Below are 19,061 nucleotides of genomic sequence, written 5' to 3'. Positions count from 1 at the left end.
AAGAAGGTGAACGGAAATGAAATTTGCAGTAACGTCCAAGGGAGATGCCAAGTCTAATGCTTTAATGCACAAAATCCGCGCTTATTTGCTTGACTTTAAGCTAACATATGATGAAAACAAGCCGGATATCGTGATTTCTGTCGGGGGAGACGGAACGCTTTTGTACGCCTTTCATCGTTACATTGAACGCCTCGATAAAACCGCTTTTGTCGGTGTTCATACAGGCCATCTCGGCTTCTACGCAGATTGGGTGCCTGATGAGATTGAAAAGCTGGTCATCGCTATTGCCCGCACACCGTATCAGATTATTGAGTATCCGCTGCTTGAAGCCATTATCCGCTATCAGCATGGCGGCAAGGAAACACGGTATTTGGCGTTAAATGAATCTACCGTCAAGGCCGTTGACGGAACGCTTGTTATGGATGTAGAAATTCGCGGCGATCAATTTGAGCGCTTCCGCGGCGATGGGCTGTGCATTTCCACTCCTTCGGGAAGCACGGCATACAATAAAGCGCTGGGCGGTGCTATTTTGCATCCGTCTATCCGCGCGCTGCAATTGGCAGAGATGGCATCAATTAACAACCGTGTATTTCGGACGGTCGGCTCGCCGCTTATTTTGCCGGCTCATCATACATGCATGCTGAAGCCGGTAAATCGCTCGGATTTCCTCGTGACCATTGATCATCTGACGCTGCTTCATAAAGATGTGAAATCCATCCAGTACCGGGTAGCGAATGAAAAAATCCGTTTTGCCCGTTTCCGGCCCTTCCCGTTCTGGAAACGAGTCCATGATTCATTTGTGAGCAGCTGATCATATGAGGTTTCAATTGAATTGGACAGCGGCGGAGCAAGATGAAGGGAAGCTGCTGCGCGACTTTTTAATGGAGCAGCATGTCTCCCGGCGGGCACTGACAGATATTAAGTTCGGCGGCGGCTGGATTTCGGTCAACGGGCACGAGGAAAATGTCCGTTTTCAGTTGGCGCAAGGAGACAAGGTGACGGTGCTTTTCCCGAGGGAGGTGCCGAGTGAAGGCATTCTAAAAGAACACTTTCCGCTTTCGGTTGTGTTTGAGGACGAATACTTGCTTGTTGTGGAAAAGCCGGCGGGCATGAATACGATCCCTTCCCGGGAGCATCCGTCAGGCAGTCTCGCTAATGGCTTGCTCGGGTATTATGAAGAACGGGGAATTGAGGCAACCGTCCATGTGGTGACAAGGCTGGACCGTGATACATCAGGTCTTGTGCTGATTGCGAAGCACCGGCATGTCCACCATTTATGTTCGGAAATGCAGAAGCGGAATGAAATATCCCGCGCGTATGAAGCGCTGGCAGAAGGAGTCATTTCTTCTGCCAGGGGGATCATAGAGGAGCCGATCGGGCGGAAAGAAACGAGTATTATCGAACGGGAAGTAAGAGCGGACGGCCAATATGCGTGCACTGCATTTAAAGTGCTTCAAACGTTTCCTGATTTCACCCGGGCAGCTCTCAAGCTTCGCACCGGGCGGACGCACCAAATTCGTGTTCATCTGTCTCATATAGGCCATCCTTTGCTTGGTGATGAGTTTTACGGAGGCTCCTTGGCTAAGATTGACCGCCAAGCCCTTCATTGTCATCAGCTCGCTTTTTGCCATCCAATCACACAGAAGCCGCTTTATTTTGAGTGTCCGCTTCCGCAAGATATGCAGGCAGTAATCGACCAAGCAGGTGGAGCGTAAAAACCAGTGAAAACAGCACGACAATCCGATGAGAAACAATGATTAGTGGTCCTCCGGTCGCTGACGGCGGACCACTTTATTTATTATTTCAGCCTATTGGCCGAAATTTTTCGGCGACAAACGGCATGGAAGAAGGAACAGAGACGGTTTCTTTTTCAGGATAGCGAAAGGCGGTCAAGGCTCCGCCAAAAACGGCCCCTGTATCGATATTGGCTGTATGGCGGACGATCCGGACTTCTTTTGTCGGTGTATGGCCATAAACGATCCATGGCTTCCCCTGGTAATGCTTGGCCCAGTCGCGCCGGACAGGAAAGCCGTCTGCATCGGCAGCGCCGGTAATGTCCCCGTACAAGACAAAGGTTTTAACTTTGGAGCTGTACTTGCCAATATAGTCTTCACGAATGCCGGCATGAGCGATAATTAACTGGCCGCCATCAAGCACCTGGTAAAGCGGCGATTGTTCATACAGAGTGATAAATTGCTTTTTGACCCGTTTGTAATCGCGGTTATTTAATGCGTCTAATTCAGCGGCGGTTGTTTCTAATCCGTTATTGATCCGGACTTTGTTGCCGATCAGCATCCGGTACAGCTTGTTGCAATGAATGCCGGGGGAATAGTAGGCAAGCTTCTTTTCCCATAAGCCGTAGACAGTTTCAATCACGCGTACAGATTCCGGTCCGCGGTCCGTTAAATCACCGACAAACCCGAGCACCCGGTTTTCGGGGTGAAGGGGCAGGCCGCTTTCCCACGAATAGCCAAGCTTTTCCGTTAACTGCCGAAATTCGGCAAAGCAGCCGTGGATGTCTCCGATAATATCAATATTCATCTGGCAGGCACTCCTTTTCGTTATCATTTTTATCATACGGCAAGTTATAATGAAAGAACATATCCACCGCTTTTGGTTACAGCAGTGACAGAAAAAATTATGAAAAAGGAGGGAGTTTTATGGCAGAACATGCTTCATTGCTTTCATTAGTTATTGTGATCGTTGCCGCTTTTTTAACTCCCATTATTTTGCATCGGCTGAAGCTGAATTTTATCCCAGTCGTGATTGCAGAAATTATTGTCGGTTTGGTTATTGGAAAGAGCGGTTTCAACATGGTCTCCCAAGATGTCTGGCTTGATACATTGTCGACTCTTGGCTTTTTATTCTTAATGTTTTTGAGCGGGTTGGAGATTGACTTTACAGCCTTTTCCTCTAAGAAAAAGGGGACGCCGAAAATGGTTCCGGACAAAACAGAACCGAATGCCTTTGCCGCTGCCCTGATTATCTTCAGCGGGATTCTCGTTTTGTCTTTCGGCTTGTCATATTTATTCGTGCTGCTTCACCTGATTGAGGATGCGTTCTTAATGACACTTATTATTTCAACCATCTCACTTGGGGTGGTTGTGCCGACGCTGAAGGAAGCGCATTTAATGAAAACAGTCATTGGGCAAATTATTTTGCTCGTTGCGGTGATCGCGGATTTGGTGACGATGATTCTCCTGGCTGTTTTCGTATCGGTCAATGGCTCAGGTGGAGGAAATATGTGGCTGCTGCTCGTGCTGTTTGCTGCCGGCGTTCTTCTTTATTTCATTGCCAAGCGGTTTAAGAATAAGCCTCTCTTTGAAGCATTATCCACAAGCACGGTGCAAATCGGAACACGGGCCGTTTTCACCCTAATGATCGTGCTTGTTGCTTTATCAGAATATGTCGGGGCAGAAAATATCCTTGGCGCTTTTCTGGCCGGTGTGCTTGTTTCGCTCCTGGCTCCGAATCACGAGCTTGTTCGTCAGCTGGACTCGTTCGGCTACGGCTTCCTCATTCCGATTTTCTTTGTCATGGTCGGAGTGGAGCTCGATTTATGGTCATTGTTAAGTGATAAAAAGATGCTGATGCTGATTCCGCTGCTGATGCTTGCCTTCTTTATTTCCAAGGTTTTGCCGCTTCTTTATTTGAGAAAGTGGTATGACCGGAAGACGGTTATGGCGTCTGCCTTTTTGCTTACATCTACGCTATCGCTTGTGATTGCCGCCGCCAAAATTGCGGAACGGGTGGGAGTCATTAGTTCACAAATGAGCGGCTTGCTCGTTTTAGTGGCCGTAATCACTTGTTTAATCACGCCTGTCGTCTTTAAGAAGCTGTTCCCGCCGCATATGAAAGAAGAAAAACGGATCAAAATCGCTTTCATTGGAGCGAATCAGTACACCATGCCGATTTCTAAAGAAATGAAATCTGCTTTATATGATACCGTGGTTTACCGGAAAAAATCAGAAGCGGAAGAAAATAATTTAAGCAACTCCACTTTTGATGTAGAGGAGCTTGAGGACCTGACGGTGGAAACACTGGAGGAAAACGGCATTTTTATGGCTGACATTCTCGTCTTTGCTACAGGAAACCTGGAGCAAAATGCAGAGCTGGCAATGGCAGCAAAAGAAAGAGGAGTGGAGCGCGTGATCGCGCATGTAGAAAAAGAAGAAACGGAGAAAAGGCTCCTCGAGAACGGCATCGAAACCTTCTCTTATTTCCTTTCTGCTAAGGCGCTTCTTCGCGCTTTAATCGAGTCGCCAAGCATTATCAGCATTTTGACCAATAAAGAAACATCGTTGTATGAGATAGAAATGCTCAACGGCAATTATGAAGGATTGGCTCTGCGAAACTTCCCGTTTACCGGAGATGTGATCTTTGTCCGCATTTTCCGCGGAAACGAATCGATCGTTCCTCATGGAGACACGGAGCTTCGCCTGCACGACCGGCTGATTTTGACCGGATCGAAAGAATATGTGGATGAATTAAAAGTAGAATTGGAGTATGGCGGATAAAATAGAAGCGCGCCTTGAAAGCACAGTCTTTCGGGCGCTTTTCCTTTAAGGGCGTGTCCGCTTTTTTTAAAACGATGCTTTTCAATCCATCGTTTTCCTGTTAATATTATTACTAGGTACTAATAACTTGTATTAATGGGAGGAACAGAGATGACTTTTTCTTTAACGGGGAAAACATTCGTTGTTATGGGAGTTGCCAATAAAAGAAGTATTGCCTGGGGAATCGCCCGCTCACTGCATGAAGCCGGCGCCCGTTTGATTTTTACATATGCAGGCGAACGCCTTGAAAAGAATGTTCGCGAGCTTGCAGAAACACTTGAAGGAAATGATTCTTTAATTTTGCCGTGTGATGTGACCGTCGATGAAGATATCGAAAAATGCTTCGCGCAAATTAAAGAACAAGTAGGAGTCATTCATGGGCTTGCTCATTGCATTGCTTTCGCTAATAAAGAAGATCTAGATGGAGATTTTGTTGATACATCCCGTGAAGGCTTCCTCCTTGCCCATAATATCAGCTCGTATTCACTGACAGCCGTAGCTAAATACGCGAAGCCGCTTATGACTGAAGGCGGCAGCATTTTGACTATGACGTATTTAGGCGGAGAACGCGTCGTGAAAAATTACAATGTGATGGGTGTAGCGAAAGCGTCGCTTGATGCCAGCGTCCGTTATTTGGCTGCTGATCTTGGCCAGCACGGCATTCGCGTCAACTCCATTTCTGCCGGTCCGATTCGTACACTAGCGGCTAAAGGCATCAGTGATTTCAACTCAATTTTAAAAGATATCGAAGAAAGCGCCCCGCTGCGCCGAACAACAACACAGGAAGAAGTAGGAGATACAGCTGTATTCCTTTTAAGCGATATGGCTCGCGGAATTACCGGCGAAAACATTCATGTTGACTCCGGCTTCCACATTATTGCGAAGTAAATATCCCGAGAAATAGCTCTTAGTTTAAAAACCAGCTGACAGATCAGCGGGTTTCAGACTGTAGACAAGCTCAATGAAAATTGAGGCTTGTCTACAGTCTTTTTTAGTTTATTTGTGGATGGGTCTGTTTCTTTCCATTCCAGGCGCTTCGCTGTCCGCGGGGCGGGCGGCGAGCCTGTCCCGCAGATCCCGCAGGAGGCTGCGCGCCTTCCGAATCTCTTTTCTTTTTTTCATGAAAGAGAAAGAACAGGCATATAAATGAAGAGAAAGCCTGTCAGGAGGTGTAAGCATGGAAAAAAATAAAGAAAAGCGCGAGCCGCTTATGTATATTCATCAGCCTAAATTTGTTTTTCCGGAGCCGGTCATGCAAAGCACTTACCATGCAAAGGATCGCTCTGAGCAGAAGAGAGAGGTGCAAGCTGAGGAAAAACAAGAAGAGAAGATACAGGAAAAGGCCATTCATCAGGCGGTCAAAAAGGAAAAGCCAATGATGGCCGAAACGCCGCCGAAAAAGAGAAAAGAGCGAAAGCAAGTCCCAATCCCAATAGCCAGTGAACCGCCTGTACAAGAAAAAAGTGAAGCGGAGGAGCAGCCTGTATGGAGCGGCATGCGTCCAGTCAAGCGTTTCAATGATATGGAGATGGATGAAAAACTCCAGCACTTAATGACCCAATTTACTTCTATTCCGTGTATTTTTGATTGTGGGAAAGTTTCACATAAAGGAATGCTAAGTGAAGTCACGCCCGACAATATTGAAGTTAAGTCATTAAAGGGGGAGAATGTCACAATTGACCGGAAGGAACTCCAGCATATTCACCTGCTCGGTCCGCTCTAAAGCGGGTACTATTCAGGCGGCAGGGTGTTCATCAAGAAAGCGCAGCGGCTTTTGAGACCGGCCGATAAATAAAAAAAGCAACGGCAAGAAACCGCTGCTTTTCTCTTTATTAATCGCAAATATCTAAATCGATATCTTTAATACATTGAACAGCACAGAAGCAATTTAAGTCAACAGTGATACAGCTGAATGTCTTCTCAAAAGTTTCAACTTCACATACTTTGCAAAGATCAATGCCATATCCGTCAGCAAGGTTGACAACTCTGCCGTCTTTTATCGGTCTTAAGGCGCGAAGGCGGGCACAACAGTTGTCAAACACCTCTTCTACGCGGAAGAAAATAGAGACGCAAGCGTCACAGTGGCCGTGGTGGGAATGTTCTGGTTTAAAGAAAGCAAAGAACGGGGAACCATCTTTCAGTGTCAAAGTGAATACGCGCGTATCAGCGGTATCACGCACTCCCGCTAAATCTCCAAGCGGCTCTGCCAAGCAGTCTTTACAGCCGCGGCAATCATCGCGGTCGGCTGCATCCTGAAGATCTTTAATCGCCCGCAGTACCTCACAAACGCAACTAGAATGTCTATCGTTGCCTTTACAGCTCATTGGTAAGCTCCTTTCTTTGAGTTATTTCTTACATTACTAACATATGGGGTTTTCATTAAATGGGTACGGACAATTGCCGCTTTTATCAGGAAAATTTATCTCTGAAAAACTTTATTACAAAAGAAAGTGTTGAATAAATATACACAATTGCTGATTTGCTCTTAAATGGGTGATTTCAAGAGAGAGGATGGACGATGGCTATTACAATAATTGACTTAGTTGTTCTTTTCCTGGCCTCATTCCGGCTGACGAGATTGCTCGTATTTGATGACATTATGGAAGGCGTTCGCGCTCCTTTTTTTACAGAGGTGAAGGAGAAAACAGAAGCAGGAAAGACAGAAGTATATATAGTACCGAAACGGCGGGGCTTAAAGGGATGGATCGGCCGCATGCTGAGCTGCTATTGGTGTACGGGAGTATGGGTTTCCGCCTTTTGCTGCTTAACGGATTTGTTCTTGCCGCGCATTGGCGGTTTCTTTCTGCTTATTCTTGCGGTCGCTGGCGGCGGGGCACTAATTGAGTCATTTGTCCAACGGTTGATTGGGGAAATGGACTAACTCATTTAAGCAGGAAATCATATAATAATGTGATAGGGATACAAAGGAGTGATAAATAAATGAGTGGATCCCTCCATCAGAATAATGGGCACGAAAAGCCTAAGAAGAAATCCTGCGGCTGCACGAAGAAAAAGAAAAAGAAAAAATCGACCCAATGAGGACAATTTTAGACTGTAGACAAACCCAATGAAAATGGAAGTTTGTCTACAGTCTTTTTTAGTTTGCTTGTGAAAGGGTTCTGTTGCTTTCCACTCCAGGCGCTTCGCTTTCCGCGGGGCGGGCGGTGAGCCCGCTGGAGTCTGCGCGCCTTCCATTCCAATCAACAGAGTGCATAAAAAGAGGATAGTCGTATAATGATGCTTATTTGAAAATGGAATCATCACACCGGCATCCAGCTGCTGAATAAAAAATCAGCCGTCCTTTTTATATTGTGTATGGATGGGTTCTGTTGCTTTCCATTCCAGGCGCTTCGCTTTCCGCGGGGCGGGCGGTGAGCCTCCTCGGCGCCCAAGCGCCTGCGGGGTCTCACCTGTCCCGCTGATCCCGCTGGAGTCTGCGCGCCTTCCATTCCAATCAACAGAATGCATAAAAAGAGGGCAGTCGTATAATGATGTTTGTTTGAAAATGGAATCATCACACCGGCATCCAGCGGCTGAATAAAAAATCAGCCGTCCTTTTTATATTGTGTATGGATGGGTTCTGTTGCTTTCCACTCCAGGCGCTTCGCTTTCCGCGGGGCGAGCGGTGAGCCTCCTCGCCGCCAAAGCGCCTGCGGGGTCTCACCTGTCCCGCTGATCCCGCCGGAGTCTGCGCGCCTTCTATTCCAATCAACAGAGTGCACAACAAGAGGGCAGTCGTATAATGATGCTTGTTTGAAAATAAATAGATCAAACGCTTGGGGTAAGGAAGTGGATTTTTCTTTTATTGCTGGCTTGATGGAAGAAGTGTAGTCGGAAGCGGGGCGTCCAAGCATCGATCCTGTGATTTTAATTAACTGGTCCATCTTTGATAAGAACTGCGAGCGCCGTTTTAAAGATACCGACCTGTTTGAGCGGGGCTTCTATCGTATGTTAAAAATAGCCGCCAAGAAAAAGCTCATCCGTGCAGAACGCGTTTTTGTGGACTCTACCGATGTGAAAGTCAGTGCGAATAAGTGTAAATTCGAAAAAAATAGTTCGCAAAGAAATGATCGAGCGTGTATTTGCAGATGCTTACTTTCGCTGCGATGACTCTCAAGTAAATGGCCAATTGGACTTGGCAGGACCCGAAAATGGGTTCGAAATGATTCTATTCCGAATCCCTTTTGTCGATAAATTGAAATCGCTCCAATAAGGGCGATTTTTTCTTTTTTCCTCTAGATTAAGCCTTTAAAGATTTTAGATAAATAAAAACAGGAAATCGGAAAAAACTAAATGTAAATGGCGGAAGAATGGAGGAAGAACATGAGAGCGGTCATTTATTTATTGACAGCGGTGCTTCTTGCGGGCTGCGGCTTTCAGAAGGAAAGAGAGGACAGCCGGCTTGCTTTGCTGAAAACAACAAACCCGGAGCCCATCCAAATTGAAAGGGACGGGATATCTGTAGAAAAGATTCGCGAAGAGGTGGAAGCGATAAACGAAATTTATGACGCGGCTGTCATCAAAGGAGATCACAACGTCCTCGTCGCTTATAAAGTCCGGCATTTGGATCGTTTTCAAATGAAGAAAATCGAAAAAAGCTTAAAGGAACGGCTTGATAAAGAATATGGCGATGAAACATTTGTTGTATCAAGCGACTACAAAATCTTTCTTGAAGCAGTTCGGCTTCGTGAAGATATGGATGCCGGCAAAACGAATGAGAAAGAAGCAGACAAGCGTCTTCATGAAATTATTCGTTTAAAAAGAGAGAAAACGTAAAGGAGAATTCTATGAGTAACAATGAAAAGAAGACACCTGCCCAGCAGCAGTATGACAAGCTGAATCAAAAGCATGAGCTGAAGCGTCCTGTATTGAAAAACTGCTTGCGTGCCTTTTTTGTTGGCGGTCTTATCTGTACAATCGGCCAGGCGATTACTTACTTTTACATTTACTTTTTTGATTTCACGGAGCAAACGGCCGGCAATCCGACAGTGGCAACGGTCGTATTTTTGGCGATGCTGCTTACGGGATTTGGCGTTTATGATCATTTAGGGCAATATGCAGGAGCGGGAAGCGCTGTGCCGGTATCAGGGTTTGGCAATGCGGTGGTTTCCGCAGCGATTGAGCATCGGACAGAAGGCTTTGTCTTAGGGGTTGGCGGCAATATGTTTAAGCTCGCCGGTTCCGTTATTCTGTTCGGCGTATTCTCTGCCTTTGTGATCGCTTTATTCAAAACGATTTTGATGCAGTGGGGCGGCCTGTAAAGAGTTGCACACTTTTCTGGCTGTTCGATTCGGGCATGTTTCACCTTGAGTGCAGCTATGCCAGTGAGTCGAGCGGTTGAAGCCCTCCTCATATTCAATAGAAAGGAGAGAAGGTATATGCTGGCAATGTTTTTTTGGGCCTTTGTGATCGGCGGTTTGATCTGTGTGATCGGCCAGCTTATGATGGATGTCGGCAAGCTTACACCGGGCCATACACTCAGTGTACTAGTGGTAGCTGGTGCAATTCTGGCTGGATTTGACTTATATGAACCTTTAATTGATTTTGCCGGAGCTGGAGCGACTATCCCGATTACCAGCTTTGGCAATTCACTCGTTGCCGGCGCGATGCAAGAAGCGGAGCAGCATGGGCTGGTCGGTGTTTTGACAGGAATGTTTGAAGTGACAAGCTCGGGGATTTCCGCAGCTATTATCTTCGGATTCATCGGAGCAGCTGTCTTCAAGCCAAAAGGCTGATCCATATGGCGTTTGCCCAAACGTATCGTCATTTTTCTCATATAGTAACAGTGTACAGAGGAAAAGTGAGGTGATAAGAATGGGCTTTGGTTACGGATATGGTGGCTTTGGCGGCTTTGGTGGCTGCTGCGGAGGTTATGGTTATGGCGGCGGTACATCAACATTCGTGTTAATTGTTGTGCTTTTCATTTTGTTAATTATTGTCGGAGCAAGCTTTTATGGCTGCTAATGAACGATTGGGCTGACGTAAACGGACCGTGCAATTTCCGTTTGCGTTGGCTTTTTTGCTGTCTGCCAACAGATAGACAAGCGCTGCCCAATGACGGGCACTTTTTCAGGAGGGACGCATAAGATAAAAAAGAGAAAAAGGAGGAGGAGCAAAGGTGGAAAACGGATTTTTCAAAAATATTGAACAAAAAACAGGTGTGCGGATGAAAGATATTATGGAGTTGGCCAATTCTTTGCAAAATGCCAATTTTAAGGATGAAAAAACGGTCCGGCATATTATTAAGCGTGTATCGGCCCTTGCCAACAAATCGGTGCCGCAGCAGCTGGAAGATCAAATTGTGCAGTCCATTGTGAAAGATGGACAAAAGTTAGATATGCAGACAATTACAGATATGTTAAATAAAAAGAAATAGAAGGAAAAATCAGAAAAATGTTTAAATAATTTAAAAAGGGGAAAATGTAAGAAAAAGCGAAAAAAAGAGGGGGGAGAAGAATGGGCTACATCCTGCCGATTCCGCATTATCAATATAGTCAATACCGCGAACGGGTCGTGAACCACGCCGGTGACAGCTATTCATCTATTGAGCCTGTTGAAAGAGTATCCTTCAGTAAAATTCTCGATAACAGTTCGGATGCATCAATGGCAGCGGATGACCGTACAGAGGCCCGGCTCTCAAAGAAAAAAGAATATGAGGCGTTTCAACTGCACGCTGCAAAGGTCAGCGGCAAAGGAATCTTCGTGAACAAGTTTGCATAAAGAAAAAAGCTGTTCCGCTTCTGCGGAACAGCTTTTTTTTGGTGTTTCAGGCGGCTGTCCTCTGAAGGACAGCCACTTCGTTTAAAGCGTTTTTTTCATGGATTTATGGGGAATGCCGGCATCCATAAACTCATCAGAGATGATTTCATAGCCGAGCCGCTCATAAAACGGAATGGCATGAACTTGGGCATCAAGCTTCAAAGCAGTCAATTGTTGTTCACGGGCCTGTGCCTCGACTGCTTCCATAATCAGCCGGCCAGCTCCCTTGCCTCGATACTCGGGCAGAATGCAAATGCGCTCTGCCTTACCCAGTCCATCCTTCGTGCGAAAGCGGCCGGCGCCGCATGGTTTGCCTTCATCGTATAAGACAAAATGCACCGCCTCCTCCTCATGCTCATCAATTTCCAGATCGAGCGGAACACGCTGCTCTTCCACGAAAACTTTCTTGCGGACAGTATAGGCGTCTTCACGTTCCCGAACATTTTGTACAGTAATGACTTTCACGAGTGATTATCCCTTTCCGAGTAAGAATGTTTCATACACAGTCCATGATCCGTTTTCCAGCTGATACAGCAGGTGGAAACGGTCAGTTGTTTCTTCATGGTCAATCGCCAGCATTTGCAAGGAATTATACACATCGTCATGCTCTAAATTGGATAGCTTTTGTCCGATCGTCAAATGAGGGACAAATCCGTATTCCGGTTCGCCGCCGATCATGCCTTCCCCGTAAAGATCTTCGTTTAAAGTGGTTAATGCTTCGCTAGGATCAACCTTTAGATAAATAACATTATTTAAAGGATGAAATGTTTTTACTTTGCTGAGATGGAAAGAAAACGGCTGGTGTTTCTTCGCGATTTCCTCCAGCTTGCTAGTTAAAGTTTTCAAATCGCTTTCATCGGCATCAAATGCACTTTTTAATGTGATGTGAGGTGGAACGAGCGCATAGTGAGGGTCATAGCGCTTTCTGTAGGAATTGACAAAATCCTGAAGTTTTTTTGATGGAAAAATAACGATACCTAATTTCATGTTCTCTCTCACTCCTTATAAGTAAAAAATCATTATGAATCTTCTTTTTATTATAGCAAATTTTCTCATTATTCCATAGAAAAGACACTTTTCCAGGAAAATGTTTTTACTCAAACATGGTGAGCAAGGCGCGTTTTAAGTCCGGCTGCCATGTTTTCCACGTGTGCCCGCCTGATAGTTCATCATAGAAGCATTCGAATCGCTTCTCATCCAAAAGGCGATGCAAGGTGCGGTTTGGCGTCAGAAAATCGTCTACCTCTCCATTCATTCGTGTCACGGTCGTTTCCTCCAAGCCAATCACATGATAAAGGCTTAGCTGCTTATAATCCTCTGCTTCATTGACCGCCTTCAGCACGTTCTCATCAACGTGCGGCGAGTGCATGATCACTTTTCCGAACGTATGCGGATAGCGCAACGCGGCCATTAATGACACAGTAGCCGCCAGGGAGTCGCCGGCAAGCGCCCGGCCATAGCCAACATGGTAGACTGGATATTTTTCATCAAGAAAGGGAACAAGCTCATGGGCTAAAAAGCGAATGTAGGCTTCTTGCTTCGGACCGTCGGGATGATATTTTTCCCAGCGGTCTTGGACGCCACGGTAAGGAACCCCAACAATAATGAGATTCTCAATTTCTTCCTCAGCCAGCAGTTCATCTGCCAGGCGCGGAAGACGTCCCATCTGGAAATAGTCTTTCCCATCCTGGGCAATTAACAGCGAATATTTATATAGTGGAGAAAAATTCGCCGGAAGGTATACGAGCATCTCGATTTCTTCATCTAGCTCTTTAGAATAAATTGTTTCATCGATAATTGTGCCGCGCTTTATCGTCATAAAGACCCTCCAAACAATTAATTAGTGGTTCAGCATTGATTTTAGCATAAATAGGTTTGGCAGTATTTGTTCTCAGGCTTGAGGATTTTTCCTTTCGCTAAAATCAATCCTGATTTTTCCATAGCCTTTTATTATAATGAAATAAACGGCCGGCTCTAAGAGCATCAGGCCGGCCGGATCTTCCTGCGCAGCACAGAAGCGGGATAAACAGCGAGTATATTGGAAAGCAGAAAGCGGCGATTTTGTTTTCGATAAAAGCAATAAGCATACACAGCCGAAGACGAAAGCGACTTCACTATGATTGTTCTTTTAGTGATCGTTCCGTCCTGAGCTTGATACATAATGACGAGCGGCAGCTCTTCACGCTGGCTTCGCAGCAGGAAAGCATTCATAGTAATCAGCTCCTTGTTCTTATTATATACGAACAAGTGTTCTTTACGCAAGCGGGGAAACCGCGTTTTGGGAGGGAAATATGGGGACAATTATTGAAGCAATAGAGGCTGGTTTTTCGATCAACGGACAACCGCTTCTAAAAGAGATCACGATGGAAATTGAAGACGGAGCGGCTATCGCAATCACAGGAGCGAACGGTTCGGGGAAAAGCTCGCTCATTAAGCTGCTCGCTGGAATGAGTGAACCGCAGAGGGGAGAGGTGCGGCGGAACTTTTCTTCGTATGCCTATGTGCCCGAGCATTTTCCTGAACACCTTTCCTTTACGGTGAGAAGGTATCTCGCACTGCTGGCTGAAATGGGCACTTCAGCAGAAGCGGTCTCTGTTTACACACGGATGTTTGATCTTGATCCATTTCTTGATACACCGTTAAAAAAATGTTCAAAAGGCACAAAGCAAAAGGCCGGGTTCATCCAAGCGCTTTTGAAAAACGGGGACGTGCTGTTTCTTGATGAGCCGTTCACAGGCATGGACGAAAAGGCAATCCGCACGGCCGTGGACCTCTTAAGGCAGCAGAAAGGGAAAAAGACAATTATTTTTGCTGTTCATGAGACAGAGCTGGCGGCTGAGCTGGCCACCCATGCCGCAGTTTTGGATAATGGCCGGCTTCTTTCTCTGTCACCTGTGCAGCCAACAGTCCGGACAATGGAAATTACATATGAGATGGATGAAAACAAGCTGGGGGCCACTCCAGTAGCAGAGCGGCTCTACCGCATTATGGCCGAGGAAGCTGTTTCAGATCAAAGGATTGGCGATATTCTTAAGCATGGCGGCCACATTATCGGAGTGAAGAAAGGGGATCAGCGATGAAATCCTTTATTGTTTATCAGGCAGGGTCTTTTTTCTATTCATTAAAGTGGATGCCGCCTGTTATTCTGTATATCACCTGGCTCTTCAGCCAATACTATTATCAGCATTTGCCGGTTGCTGACAGCCATGCCATTTCGGCCTTCGCTCTTTTTCCGGTTATGGTCTGGATCGCCATGATCGTCTGCTCATTGGAAAGAGGCAGCGAAAAGCTGATTTTGCTGTCATATATGCGAAGAAGGGAACACTTTCTCTACGGCAAGCTCCTTGTCATTTTTCTGGCAGGCCTTGCACTGTCAGCTGTTTCATTTACGCTGCCGCTGCTGCTTGGAATTTTCAGCGAACCGCTCTCGATCGGACAAGCAGCGCGCTTTTTATATGGCCACACCGCCTTAAGTCTGCTCGGTCTATTCATAGGAGTCCTGTTCAGTGCCACAAGCCTGGGCGGAAAAAAATACTCCTGGAGCGGCAGCGCCTTTGTCGTCTGTGCCGCTGTCGCCGCCCCTCGAATTGCTGAAGCCCTTCCCGCCGCGCTCCAGTGGATCGTGCTCACGCTGCCGCCCGTTGCTGCCGTAACAGACGCTATTAAGGAAGGAATCTTTGCCCATCCGGCGGGAAGTACATGGACCGTGATCTACATAACAGCCAGCTTCCTGGTCCTGCGATACTTATTTTTAAAAAGAGAAAAAATAAATTAATAGATCATCTGAAGAAAACAGAAAACTTTTCCTCAAAAAAATAAAATACCCGTTGACAACTGACAAGAATTTTCATAGAATAGAACTTGTCAGTTGAACGATTCCGTAGCTCAGCTGGGAGAGCGCTACCTTGACAGGGTAGAGGTCGCTGGTTCGAACCCAGTCGGAATCATATCTTGAGAGAAGCCGCAAGCCTTGATATATAAGGGGTTGTGGCTTTTTTATTATGAACTATTATAATTAGAAAAATCATCCGTTTAAAAACTTGCACAAAATCTGCACAAGAGATTTTCCACTTGATTTTAGCTGCTGCTTTTCATGAGTGCTTCTTCAAATCTTACAGCTACTTGTTCCTGTAAATCATCACTTACATGGGAATACAGATCCAATGTTATACCAACACGAGAATGGCCCAGCCGCTCACTCACAACTTTTGGATTTTCCCCTTGCTGCATAAGAATCGTGGCGTGGGTATGGCGAAGATCGTGGAAACTTATCCTTGGCACATTGGCTTCTTCTATTAAACGATAAAATTGCGGTAGCAAATTTCTAGGATCAACTGGCTTTCCATCCTGAGTACATACAACTAATCCTTGATCTTTATAGTAGCCTTCGTGCTTTTCTTTTAATCCTTTTTGCTTTAATTTATGCTGTTCCAACACATCAACAACATACTTGGAAATGGAAATTTGCCTTTTTGATTTCTGTGTTTTTGGTTCTTTGAAAATAATTCCTTCGCCTGAAACGTATGATAAACTGCGTTTAATGTGAATCTTCTTGTTAGCAAGGTCAATATCATCCCATTTTAAGCCTAATACTTCTCCACGTCTCATGCCTGTAAAGATAGCAAGGAGATAGGGGAGTTCTAACGAGTTATTTTTTACTCGTTGTAAAAATAGGTTTGTCTCGTCTACCGTCCAAGTCAACTTCTCTTCACTTTTGATTTTAGGCGGTTTGGCATTTTTAACTGGATTTACTTTAATTAAAGACCATCTAACGGCTTGATCAAACGCTTGATTTAGCAAGTTATGCATCTGTCTAATATATGCCCCTGAATACCCATCATCTAATTTGTCTACATATAAGCAATCAATATCAAAGGTATTAATTGCACTAATACTTTTCCTTTGAAAGTGATCCAGTAGATGGGTATTAACTATATACTCTCTGCTTTTAGCCGTCGTAATTTCCACTGATCTTTTGTAAGAGGTATCAAACCAGCGTTTTAGATAGTCGGAAAAGGTTTCCGTACTATCTAAAAGTAAGTATGACTGTCAACTGCATTCTTAATCTTAATTAGTTCTTTTTTTGCCTCGGTTTTTGTACGAAATGGACCAAAACTTTCTTGCTTACGTTTACCTGTAGCCGGATTAAGGCCCACGTCAATCCGAAAGTAAAAGCCTTTTTTCTTTTTCTTAATTAACTTTTCAAAATCCATAAAAATACACTCCATTCCTGATAATTGAAATTGGGAATGTGTGTAGTATGTGGTTAAAGTAATAGTAACAAAAAAAGGATGAGATGGAAAAGGAAAAAATGTACAATGGCAGCCATAGTTATGTTGTTAATCGTAAGTTATTATGTAATTGCAGTCCTATTAATAGGAGCTGCTTTTAAGATTATTAACTAGAGAAAACGTATTTTTCAAGTTCATCCGTTGATTTCCGGATTAATTCTTGATCAGAGTGGGAGTAAAAATCAAGCGTTACTTGAATTCGGGAATGACCCAATATATCACTAACAACTTTTGCATGGGTACCGAGTTTCATTAATAAAGAAGCATTTGTATGTCTTAACCCATGCAGTGTAATTTGTTTAACATCAATTGATCTTATAATCTCTCTAAACTTTTTTGTCAGATAATCGGGAGAAAACGGTTTTCCATCAATTTTAACAAATACATAGTTGTCTTTATTAAAGTTCTCATCTGATTTTTTCTTCATTTCCATTTGAGTTACTTTTTCTTTTTGTAGAACATCTATCACTATATCAGGAACTGTAATCACTCGATTGTCGGAGCTTTCTGTTTTGGTATTATCTTTATATTTTATCCCTTCTCCTTTTTTACGATATAAGGAACCATTGACTGTAATGGTTTTCTCGTCGAAATTGATATCAGTCCACTTTAGTCCGGATAATTCCCCTCTTCGTAAGCCGGTCATAACATCCACCAGAAAAGGGGCGGTTAAGTTTTTCTTGGATGCTGCTTCTAGAAAAAGGTTTAGTTCATCTTTAGTCCACGATTTATTTTTTTTGTTTTTATTGTTTTCAATTTTAGGTCTTTTTTTGCCGTCCAGCGGATTTTTTTCAATAAGACTCCATGACACAGCGGTAGCAAAGACTTGTTTAAGTAAATCATAGATAATATTCAGATATGAACCTGACAATTCTTCCTTTTTCTCTGGTTTACTATTGTTTGCTTTTTTTGATTTTCTTCCACTTGATCTTAAATAGATGAAAAATTTATCGATTTGTTTGCTGTCAATTTCATCGATAAGCGTTTGGCCGAAATAAGGGATAAGCTGACTGTCAATAGTATATCTTCTTGTTTCTAGCGTTGTTTCTTTTTTGTCTTGGCGATAAATAACATCAAACCACTCATTTATAAAAGGCTCAAAGCTTTTTTGAGAAGAGATAAAGTACTTTCCTGCTAATACTTCTGCTCTTATTGAAACTAATTGCTTCTTAGCTTCTGTTTTTGTTCTATACGGTCCAAAGGATTTTTGTGTTCTTTTTCCGTTAATAGGATTTTTGCCTACATCTATCCGGAAATAAAATCCTTTTGCTTTTTCTTTAATCAACTTGTCAAAGTCCATAATCGGATTCCTTTCTAAATAATTTGATAAAATCTCTTAGGCTTTTGTAAGTGTATTCAGCCACTGGAAAAATTCATCATGGCTAACACGCATTGAACGACCGAATTGGATAAGCGGAAAACCATCTTGTTTCATTAGCTCATATGCTTTTGGTTTTGAGATTTTTAATAATGATGCAAGATCGTCCGCTGTTAAAAACATTGGCAATTCTTCATGGTTTTTATATTGCATGTCAACCCTCCTAAAATAAGTTAATAGAGTTTGATTAGTGAAGCTTAAATACTATAGCGTCGAATTTTTTTCATTCGAAGGGTTTTTAAGAAATAAAAAAATTCTGTCAATTTTAAAGGTATTTAGTAATCGGGTTCACATGGGTTTTATTTAGGTTTTAATGTAGGAAACGGAAATATTGTGGTGTAGAATCGGAGAAACAGTCACAAATGGATGTTATATTATCATGCATGCCTGTCACATTCTTTTTTTAGTTTTTCTCTATATTTTAGTAAGAGCTTAAACTATGTGAAGCGGGATGGTAGCATGAAAGTATACCATTTTATCCTTGGCGCTTTTTATGCAGCTTTGGTTTATGTATTAGTATCTATTTAAGTAATCTTTTGGACTTTTGGTAAGGCATTAATAGTCATCTTAAAAGGAGTGTTTTTATGTCTAAAGAATGGAGGAAAACTGGTATCGGCTTCAATATTAAAGATATTAAGGAATCCAGACCAGAAGTATGGAACAAGTATAAAAACGATTTAATAAAAGGATATCCTCAAATTGATGAAATGGATGTAGTCTTTATGAATGAACTAGTTCCGCATATCGACGGAAGATTGTTGCGACAGTTTTTAAAAGATTGTTTGCCAGAAAAATCACGTGAGGAAGTAGAATCATGGGAGAAATTGGGTACGAGTAAATAACTTTATATGATAAGAAAAAGTAAAGATATTAGAACAATTCTTCACTTTTTTATTTTACAATGTTCGAAGAGCGCGCGAAAATTACCATTCTCCCACTCTTTTATTAACTGGCATCTCTGAATTGGAGTTAGTATAGTTTCATGGACACAGTTTAATTAAGTCCTTACAATTATTTTGAGAGGATGTGTCCGAAATGGAACGTAAGCCTGCAGGCAAAAAATATAATGATGACTTT

At 43.7% G+C, this 19,061-nt stretch carries 27 protein-coding genes and 1 tRNA gene; 17 read left to right on the top strand and 11 right to left on the bottom strand.

The window, feature by feature from the left end:
• Nucleotides 1-16: 16 nt before the first annotated feature.
• Nucleotides 17-811, top strand: a complete 795-nt coding sequence (locus tag B1A98_RS12535; RefSeq protein WP_041099260.1) for an NAD kinase — start codon at nt 17-19, stop codon at nt 809-811.
• Between the two features lie 4 nt (nt 812-815).
• On the top strand, nt 816-1,715 hold the full coding sequence (locus B1A98_RS12530) for an RluA family pseudouridine synthase (RefSeq protein WP_063383937.1): 900 nt from the start codon (nt 816-818) through the stop codon (nt 1,713-1,715).
• 88 nt (nt 1,716-1,803) lie between these two features.
• Here B1A98_RS12530 and prpE read toward each other — a convergent pair whose 3' ends face one another.
• The gene (prpE, locus tag B1A98_RS12525; protein WP_063383938.1) at nt 1,804-2,541 is read right to left on the bottom strand and encodes a bis(5'-nucleosyl)-tetraphosphatase PrpE; all 738 of its coding nucleotides are present in this window, start codon (nt 2,539-2,541) and stop codon (nt 1,804-1,806) included.
• 119 nt (nt 2,542-2,660) lie between these two features.
• Here prpE and B1A98_RS12520 point away from each other — a divergent pair, with 119 nt between their 5' ends.
• The 3 genes from B1A98_RS12520 (at nt 2,661) to B1A98_RS12510 (ending at nt 6,279) form a co-directional block, all read left to right on the top strand.
• On the top strand, nt 2,661-4,517 hold the full coding sequence (locus tag B1A98_RS12520) for a monovalent cation:proton antiporter family protein (RefSeq protein ID WP_063383939.1): 1,857 nt from the start codon (nt 2,661-2,663) through the stop codon (nt 4,515-4,517).
• A 150-nt stretch (nt 4,518-4,667) separates the two neighbouring features.
• Nucleotides 4,668-5,444, top strand: coding sequence for an enoyl-ACP reductase FabI (gene fabI, locus B1A98_RS12515; protein ID WP_063383940.1), 777 nt, complete (start codon nt 4,668-4,670; stop codon nt 5,442-5,444).
• A 289-nt stretch (nt 5,445-5,733) separates the two neighbouring features.
• A complete protein-coding gene (locus B1A98_RS12510; protein WP_063383941.1) occupies nt 5,734-6,279 on the top strand; it encodes a CotO family spore coat protein in 546 nt (181 codons plus the stop codon).
• Nucleotides 6,280-6,388: 109 nt separating this feature from the next.
• Here B1A98_RS12510 and B1A98_RS12505 read toward each other — a convergent pair whose 3' ends face one another.
• Nucleotides 6,389-6,880 (bottom strand): CotY/CotZ family spore coat protein, encoded by a 492-nt coding sequence (locus B1A98_RS12505; RefSeq protein ID WP_063383942.1) that lies wholly within the window; start codon nt 6,878-6,880, stop codon nt 6,389-6,391.
• A 194-nt stretch (nt 6,881-7,074) separates the two neighbouring features.
• Between B1A98_RS12505 and B1A98_RS12500 the strand changes: the two genes are divergently transcribed.
• Nucleotides 7,075-7,437 carry a DUF1360 domain-containing protein gene (locus tag B1A98_RS12500; protein ID WP_063383943.1) on the top strand — a complete coding sequence of 121 codons (363 nt, stop codon included), beginning with the start codon at nt 7,075-7,077 and terminating at the stop codon, nt 7,435-7,437.
• A 664-nt stretch (nt 7,438-8,101) separates the two neighbouring features.
• Here the strand turns inward: B1A98_RS12500 and B1A98_RS20490 are convergent.
• Complete coding sequence (locus B1A98_RS20490) at nt 8,102-8,440, bottom strand: hypothetical protein (RefSeq protein WP_063383946.1); 339 nt, start codon at nt 8,438-8,440, stop codon at nt 8,102-8,104.
• 140 nt (nt 8,441-8,580) lie between these two features.
• Here B1A98_RS20490 and B1A98_RS20280 point away from each other — a divergent pair, with 140 nt between their 5' ends.
• From B1A98_RS20280 to B1A98_RS12455, 7 genes are all read left to right on the top strand, one after another.
• Nucleotides 8,581-8,769 (top strand): hypothetical protein, encoded by a 189-nt coding sequence (locus B1A98_RS20280; RefSeq protein WP_125474327.1) that lies wholly within the window; start codon nt 8,581-8,583, stop codon nt 8,767-8,769.
• Between the two features lie 110 nt (nt 8,770-8,879).
• Complete coding sequence (locus B1A98_RS12480) at nt 8,880-9,332, top strand: YhcN/YlaJ family sporulation lipoprotein (protein WP_063383947.1); 453 nt, start codon at nt 8,880-8,882, stop codon at nt 9,330-9,332.
• Between the two features lie 11 nt (nt 9,333-9,343).
• On the top strand, nt 9,344-9,817 hold the full coding sequence (spoVAC, locus tag B1A98_RS12475) for a stage V sporulation protein AC (protein ID WP_063383948.1): 474 nt from the start codon (nt 9,344-9,346) through the stop codon (nt 9,815-9,817).
• Nucleotides 9,818-9,934: 117 nt separating this feature from the next.
• Nucleotides 9,935-10,291: a stage V sporulation protein AE gene (gene spoVAE, locus B1A98_RS12470; RefSeq protein WP_041099285.1), complete on the top strand. Its 357-nt coding sequence runs from the start codon at nt 9,935-9,937 to the stop codon at nt 10,289-10,291.
• Between the two features lie 79 nt (nt 10,292-10,370).
• A complete protein-coding gene (locus B1A98_RS12465; RefSeq protein ID WP_041099287.1) occupies nt 10,371-10,520 on the top strand; it encodes a YjcZ family sporulation protein in 150 nt (49 codons plus the stop codon).
• A 154-nt stretch (nt 10,521-10,674) separates the two neighbouring features.
• The gene (gene spoVIF, locus B1A98_RS12460) at nt 10,675-10,932 is read left to right on the top strand and encodes a sporulation-specific transcription regulator SpoVIF (protein WP_063383949.1); all 258 of its coding nucleotides are present in this window, start codon (nt 10,675-10,677) and stop codon (nt 10,930-10,932) included.
• 80 nt (nt 10,933-11,012) lie between these two features.
• The gene (locus tag B1A98_RS12455) at nt 11,013-11,276 is read left to right on the top strand and encodes a hypothetical protein (protein WP_063383950.1); all 264 of its coding nucleotides are present in this window, start codon (nt 11,013-11,015) and stop codon (nt 11,274-11,276) included.
• A gap of 81 nt (nt 11,277-11,357) precedes the next feature.
• On the opposite strand, the gene B1A98_RS12450 is transcribed toward B1A98_RS12455, so the two are convergent.
• The 4 genes from B1A98_RS12450 to B1A98_RS12435 all read right to left on the bottom strand — a co-directional run bounded on the left by B1A98_RS12450 (nt 11,358) and on the right by B1A98_RS12435 (nt 13,526).
• Nucleotides 11,358-11,780: a GNAT family N-acetyltransferase gene (locus B1A98_RS12450; protein ID WP_063383951.1), complete on the bottom strand. Its 423-nt coding sequence runs from the start codon at nt 11,778-11,780 to the stop codon at nt 11,358-11,360.
• Nucleotides 11,781-11,786: 6 nt separating this feature from the next.
• Nucleotides 11,787-12,302, bottom strand: a complete 516-nt coding sequence (locus B1A98_RS12445) for a YjcG family protein (protein ID WP_063383952.1) — start codon at nt 12,300-12,302, stop codon at nt 11,787-11,789.
• Between the two features lie 106 nt (nt 12,303-12,408).
• Nucleotides 12,409-13,134 (bottom strand): alpha/beta hydrolase, encoded by a 726-nt coding sequence (locus tag B1A98_RS12440; RefSeq protein ID WP_041114083.1) that lies wholly within the window; start codon nt 13,132-13,134, stop codon nt 12,409-12,411.
• 164 nt (nt 13,135-13,298) lie between these two features.
• A complete protein-coding gene (locus tag B1A98_RS12435) occupies nt 13,299-13,526 on the bottom strand; it encodes a hypothetical protein (RefSeq protein WP_063383953.1) in 228 nt (75 codons plus the stop codon).
• A gap of 80 nt (nt 13,527-13,606) precedes the next feature.
• Here B1A98_RS12435 and B1A98_RS12430 point away from each other — a divergent pair, with 80 nt between their 5' ends.
• The 3 genes from B1A98_RS12430 to B1A98_RS12420 all read left to right on the top strand — a co-directional run bounded on the left by B1A98_RS12430 (nt 13,607) and on the right by B1A98_RS12420 (nt 15,262).
• Nucleotides 13,607-14,395, top strand: a complete 789-nt coding sequence (locus tag B1A98_RS12430; RefSeq protein WP_063383954.1) for an ATP-binding cassette domain-containing protein — start codon at nt 13,607-13,609, stop codon at nt 14,393-14,395.
• The gene (locus tag B1A98_RS12425) at nt 14,392-15,090 is read left to right on the top strand and encodes a hypothetical protein (RefSeq protein ID WP_063383955.1); all 699 of its coding nucleotides are present in this window, start codon (nt 14,392-14,394) and stop codon (nt 15,088-15,090) included. The genes B1A98_RS12430 and B1A98_RS12425 overlap by 4 nt, the downstream gene beginning before the upstream one ends.
• 99 nt (nt 15,091-15,189) lie before the next feature.
• Nucleotides 15,190-15,262: transfer RNA gene (locus tag B1A98_RS12420), tRNA-Val, on the top strand.
• Between the two features lie 130 nt (nt 15,263-15,392).
• Here the strand turns inward: B1A98_RS12420 and B1A98_RS12415 are convergent.
• The 4 genes from B1A98_RS12415 to B1A98_RS12405 form a co-directional block, all read right to left on the bottom strand.
• Nucleotides 15,393-16,283, bottom strand: a complete 891-nt coding sequence (locus tag B1A98_RS12415; protein WP_240492410.1) for a tyrosine-type recombinase/integrase — start codon at nt 16,281-16,283, stop codon at nt 15,393-15,395.
• 62 nt (nt 16,284-16,345) lie between these two features.
• On the bottom strand, nt 16,346-16,528 hold the full coding sequence (locus B1A98_RS20775; protein ID WP_240492412.1) for an Arm DNA-binding domain-containing protein: 183 nt from the start codon (nt 16,526-16,528) through the stop codon (nt 16,346-16,348).
• A 184-nt stretch (nt 16,529-16,712) separates the two neighbouring features.
• A complete protein-coding gene (locus B1A98_RS12410; protein ID WP_082821638.1) occupies nt 16,713-17,906 on the bottom strand; it encodes a site-specific integrase in 1,194 nt (397 codons plus the stop codon).
• A 36-nt stretch (nt 17,907-17,942) separates the two neighbouring features.
• The gene (locus tag B1A98_RS12405; protein WP_063383957.1) at nt 17,943-18,137 is read right to left on the bottom strand and encodes a helix-turn-helix domain-containing protein; all 195 of its coding nucleotides are present in this window, start codon (nt 18,135-18,137) and stop codon (nt 17,943-17,945) included.
• A 431-nt stretch (nt 18,138-18,568) separates the two neighbouring features.
• Between B1A98_RS12405 and B1A98_RS12400 the strand changes: the two genes are divergently transcribed.
• On the top strand, nt 18,569-18,826 hold the full coding sequence (locus B1A98_RS12400) for a hypothetical protein (protein WP_063383958.1): 258 nt from the start codon (nt 18,569-18,571) through the stop codon (nt 18,824-18,826).
• The last annotated feature ends 235 nt before the right edge of the window (nt 18,827-19,061 follow it).

Source organism: Pseudobacillus badius (assembly GCF_002189605.1).
In the GTDB taxonomy this organism is placed as follows: Bacteria; Bacillota; Bacilli; order Bacillales; family Domibacillaceae; genus Pseudobacillus; species Pseudobacillus badius.
Note: the sequence above shows the minus strand (reverse complement) of the source record. Positions and strands in the feature narration are given on the sequence as shown.

Bases quoted from the DNA above. Each gene is read 5' to 3' on its own strand.
- B1A98_RS12535 (WP_041099260.1), top strand. From the start codon at position 17: ATGAAATTTGCAGTAACGTCCAAGGGAGATGCCAAGTCTAATGCTTTA.
- B1A98_RS12530 (WP_063383937.1), top strand. From the start codon at position 816: ATGAGGTTTCAATTGAATTGGACAGCGGCGGAGCAAGATGAAGGGAAG.
- prpE (WP_063383938.1), bottom strand. From the start codon at position 2,541: ATGAATATTGATATTATCGGAGACATCCACGGCTGCTTTGCCGAATTT.
- B1A98_RS12520 (WP_063383939.1), top strand. From the start codon at position 2,661: ATGGCAGAACATGCTTCATTGCTTTCATTAGTTATTGTGATCGTTGCC.
- fabI (WP_063383940.1), top strand. From the start codon at position 4,668: ATGACTTTTTCTTTAACGGGGAAAACATTCGTTGTTATGGGAGTTGCC.
- B1A98_RS12510 (WP_063383941.1), top strand. From the start codon at position 5,734: ATGGAAAAAAATAAAGAAAAGCGCGAGCCGCTTATGTATATTCATCAG.
- B1A98_RS12505 (WP_063383942.1), bottom strand. From the start codon at position 6,880: ATGAGCTGTAAAGGCAACGATAGACATTCTAGTTGCGTTTGTGAGGTA.
- B1A98_RS12500 (WP_063383943.1), top strand. From the start codon at position 7,075: ATGGCTATTACAATAATTGACTTAGTTGTTCTTTTCCTGGCCTCATTC.
- B1A98_RS20490 (WP_063383946.1), bottom strand. From the start codon at position 8,440: ATGGACCAGTTAATTAAAATCACAGGATCGATGCTTGGACGCCCCGCT.
- B1A98_RS12480 (WP_063383947.1), top strand. From the start codon at position 8,880: ATGAGAGCGGTCATTTATTTATTGACAGCGGTGCTTCTTGCGGGCTGC.
- spoVAC (WP_063383948.1), top strand. From the start codon at position 9,344: ATGAGTAACAATGAAAAGAAGACACCTGCCCAGCAGCAGTATGACAAG.
- spoVAE (WP_041099285.1), top strand. From the start codon at position 9,935: ATGCTGGCAATGTTTTTTTGGGCCTTTGTGATCGGCGGTTTGATCTGT.
- B1A98_RS12465 (WP_041099287.1), top strand. From the start codon at position 10,371: ATGGGCTTTGGTTACGGATATGGTGGCTTTGGCGGCTTTGGTGGCTGC.
- B1A98_RS12455 (WP_063383950.1), top strand. From the start codon at position 11,013: ATGGGCTACATCCTGCCGATTCCGCATTATCAATATAGTCAATACCGC.
- B1A98_RS12445 (WP_063383952.1), bottom strand. From the start codon at position 12,302: ATGAAATTAGGTATCGTTATTTTTCCATCAAAAAAACTTCAGGATTTT.
- B1A98_RS12440 (WP_041114083.1), bottom strand. From the start codon at position 13,134: ATGACGATAAAGCGCGGCACAATTATCGATGAAACAATTTATTCTAAA.
- B1A98_RS12435 (WP_063383953.1), bottom strand. From the start codon at position 13,526: ATGAATGCTTTCCTGCTGCGAAGCCAGCGTGAAGAGCTGCCGCTCGTC.
- B1A98_RS12430 (WP_063383954.1), top strand. From the start codon at position 13,607: ATGGGGACAATTATTGAAGCAATAGAGGCTGGTTTTTCGATCAACGGA.
- B1A98_RS12425 (WP_063383955.1), top strand. From the start codon at position 14,392: ATGAAATCCTTTATTGTTTATCAGGCAGGGTCTTTTTTCTATTCATTA.
- B1A98_RS20775 (WP_240492412.1), bottom strand. From the start codon at position 16,528: ATGGATTTTGAAAAGTTAATTAAGAAAAAGAAAAAAGGCTTTTACTTT.
- B1A98_RS12410 (WP_082821638.1), bottom strand. From the start codon at position 17,906: ATGGACTTTGACAAGTTGATTAAAGAAAAAGCAAAAGGATTTTATTTC.
- B1A98_RS12405 (WP_063383957.1), bottom strand. From the start codon at position 18,137: ATGCAATATAAAAACCATGAAGAATTGCCAATGTTTTTAACAGCGGAC.
- B1A98_RS12400 (WP_063383958.1), top strand. From the start codon at position 18,569: ATGTCTAAAGAATGGAGGAAAACTGGTATCGGCTTCAATATTAAAGAT.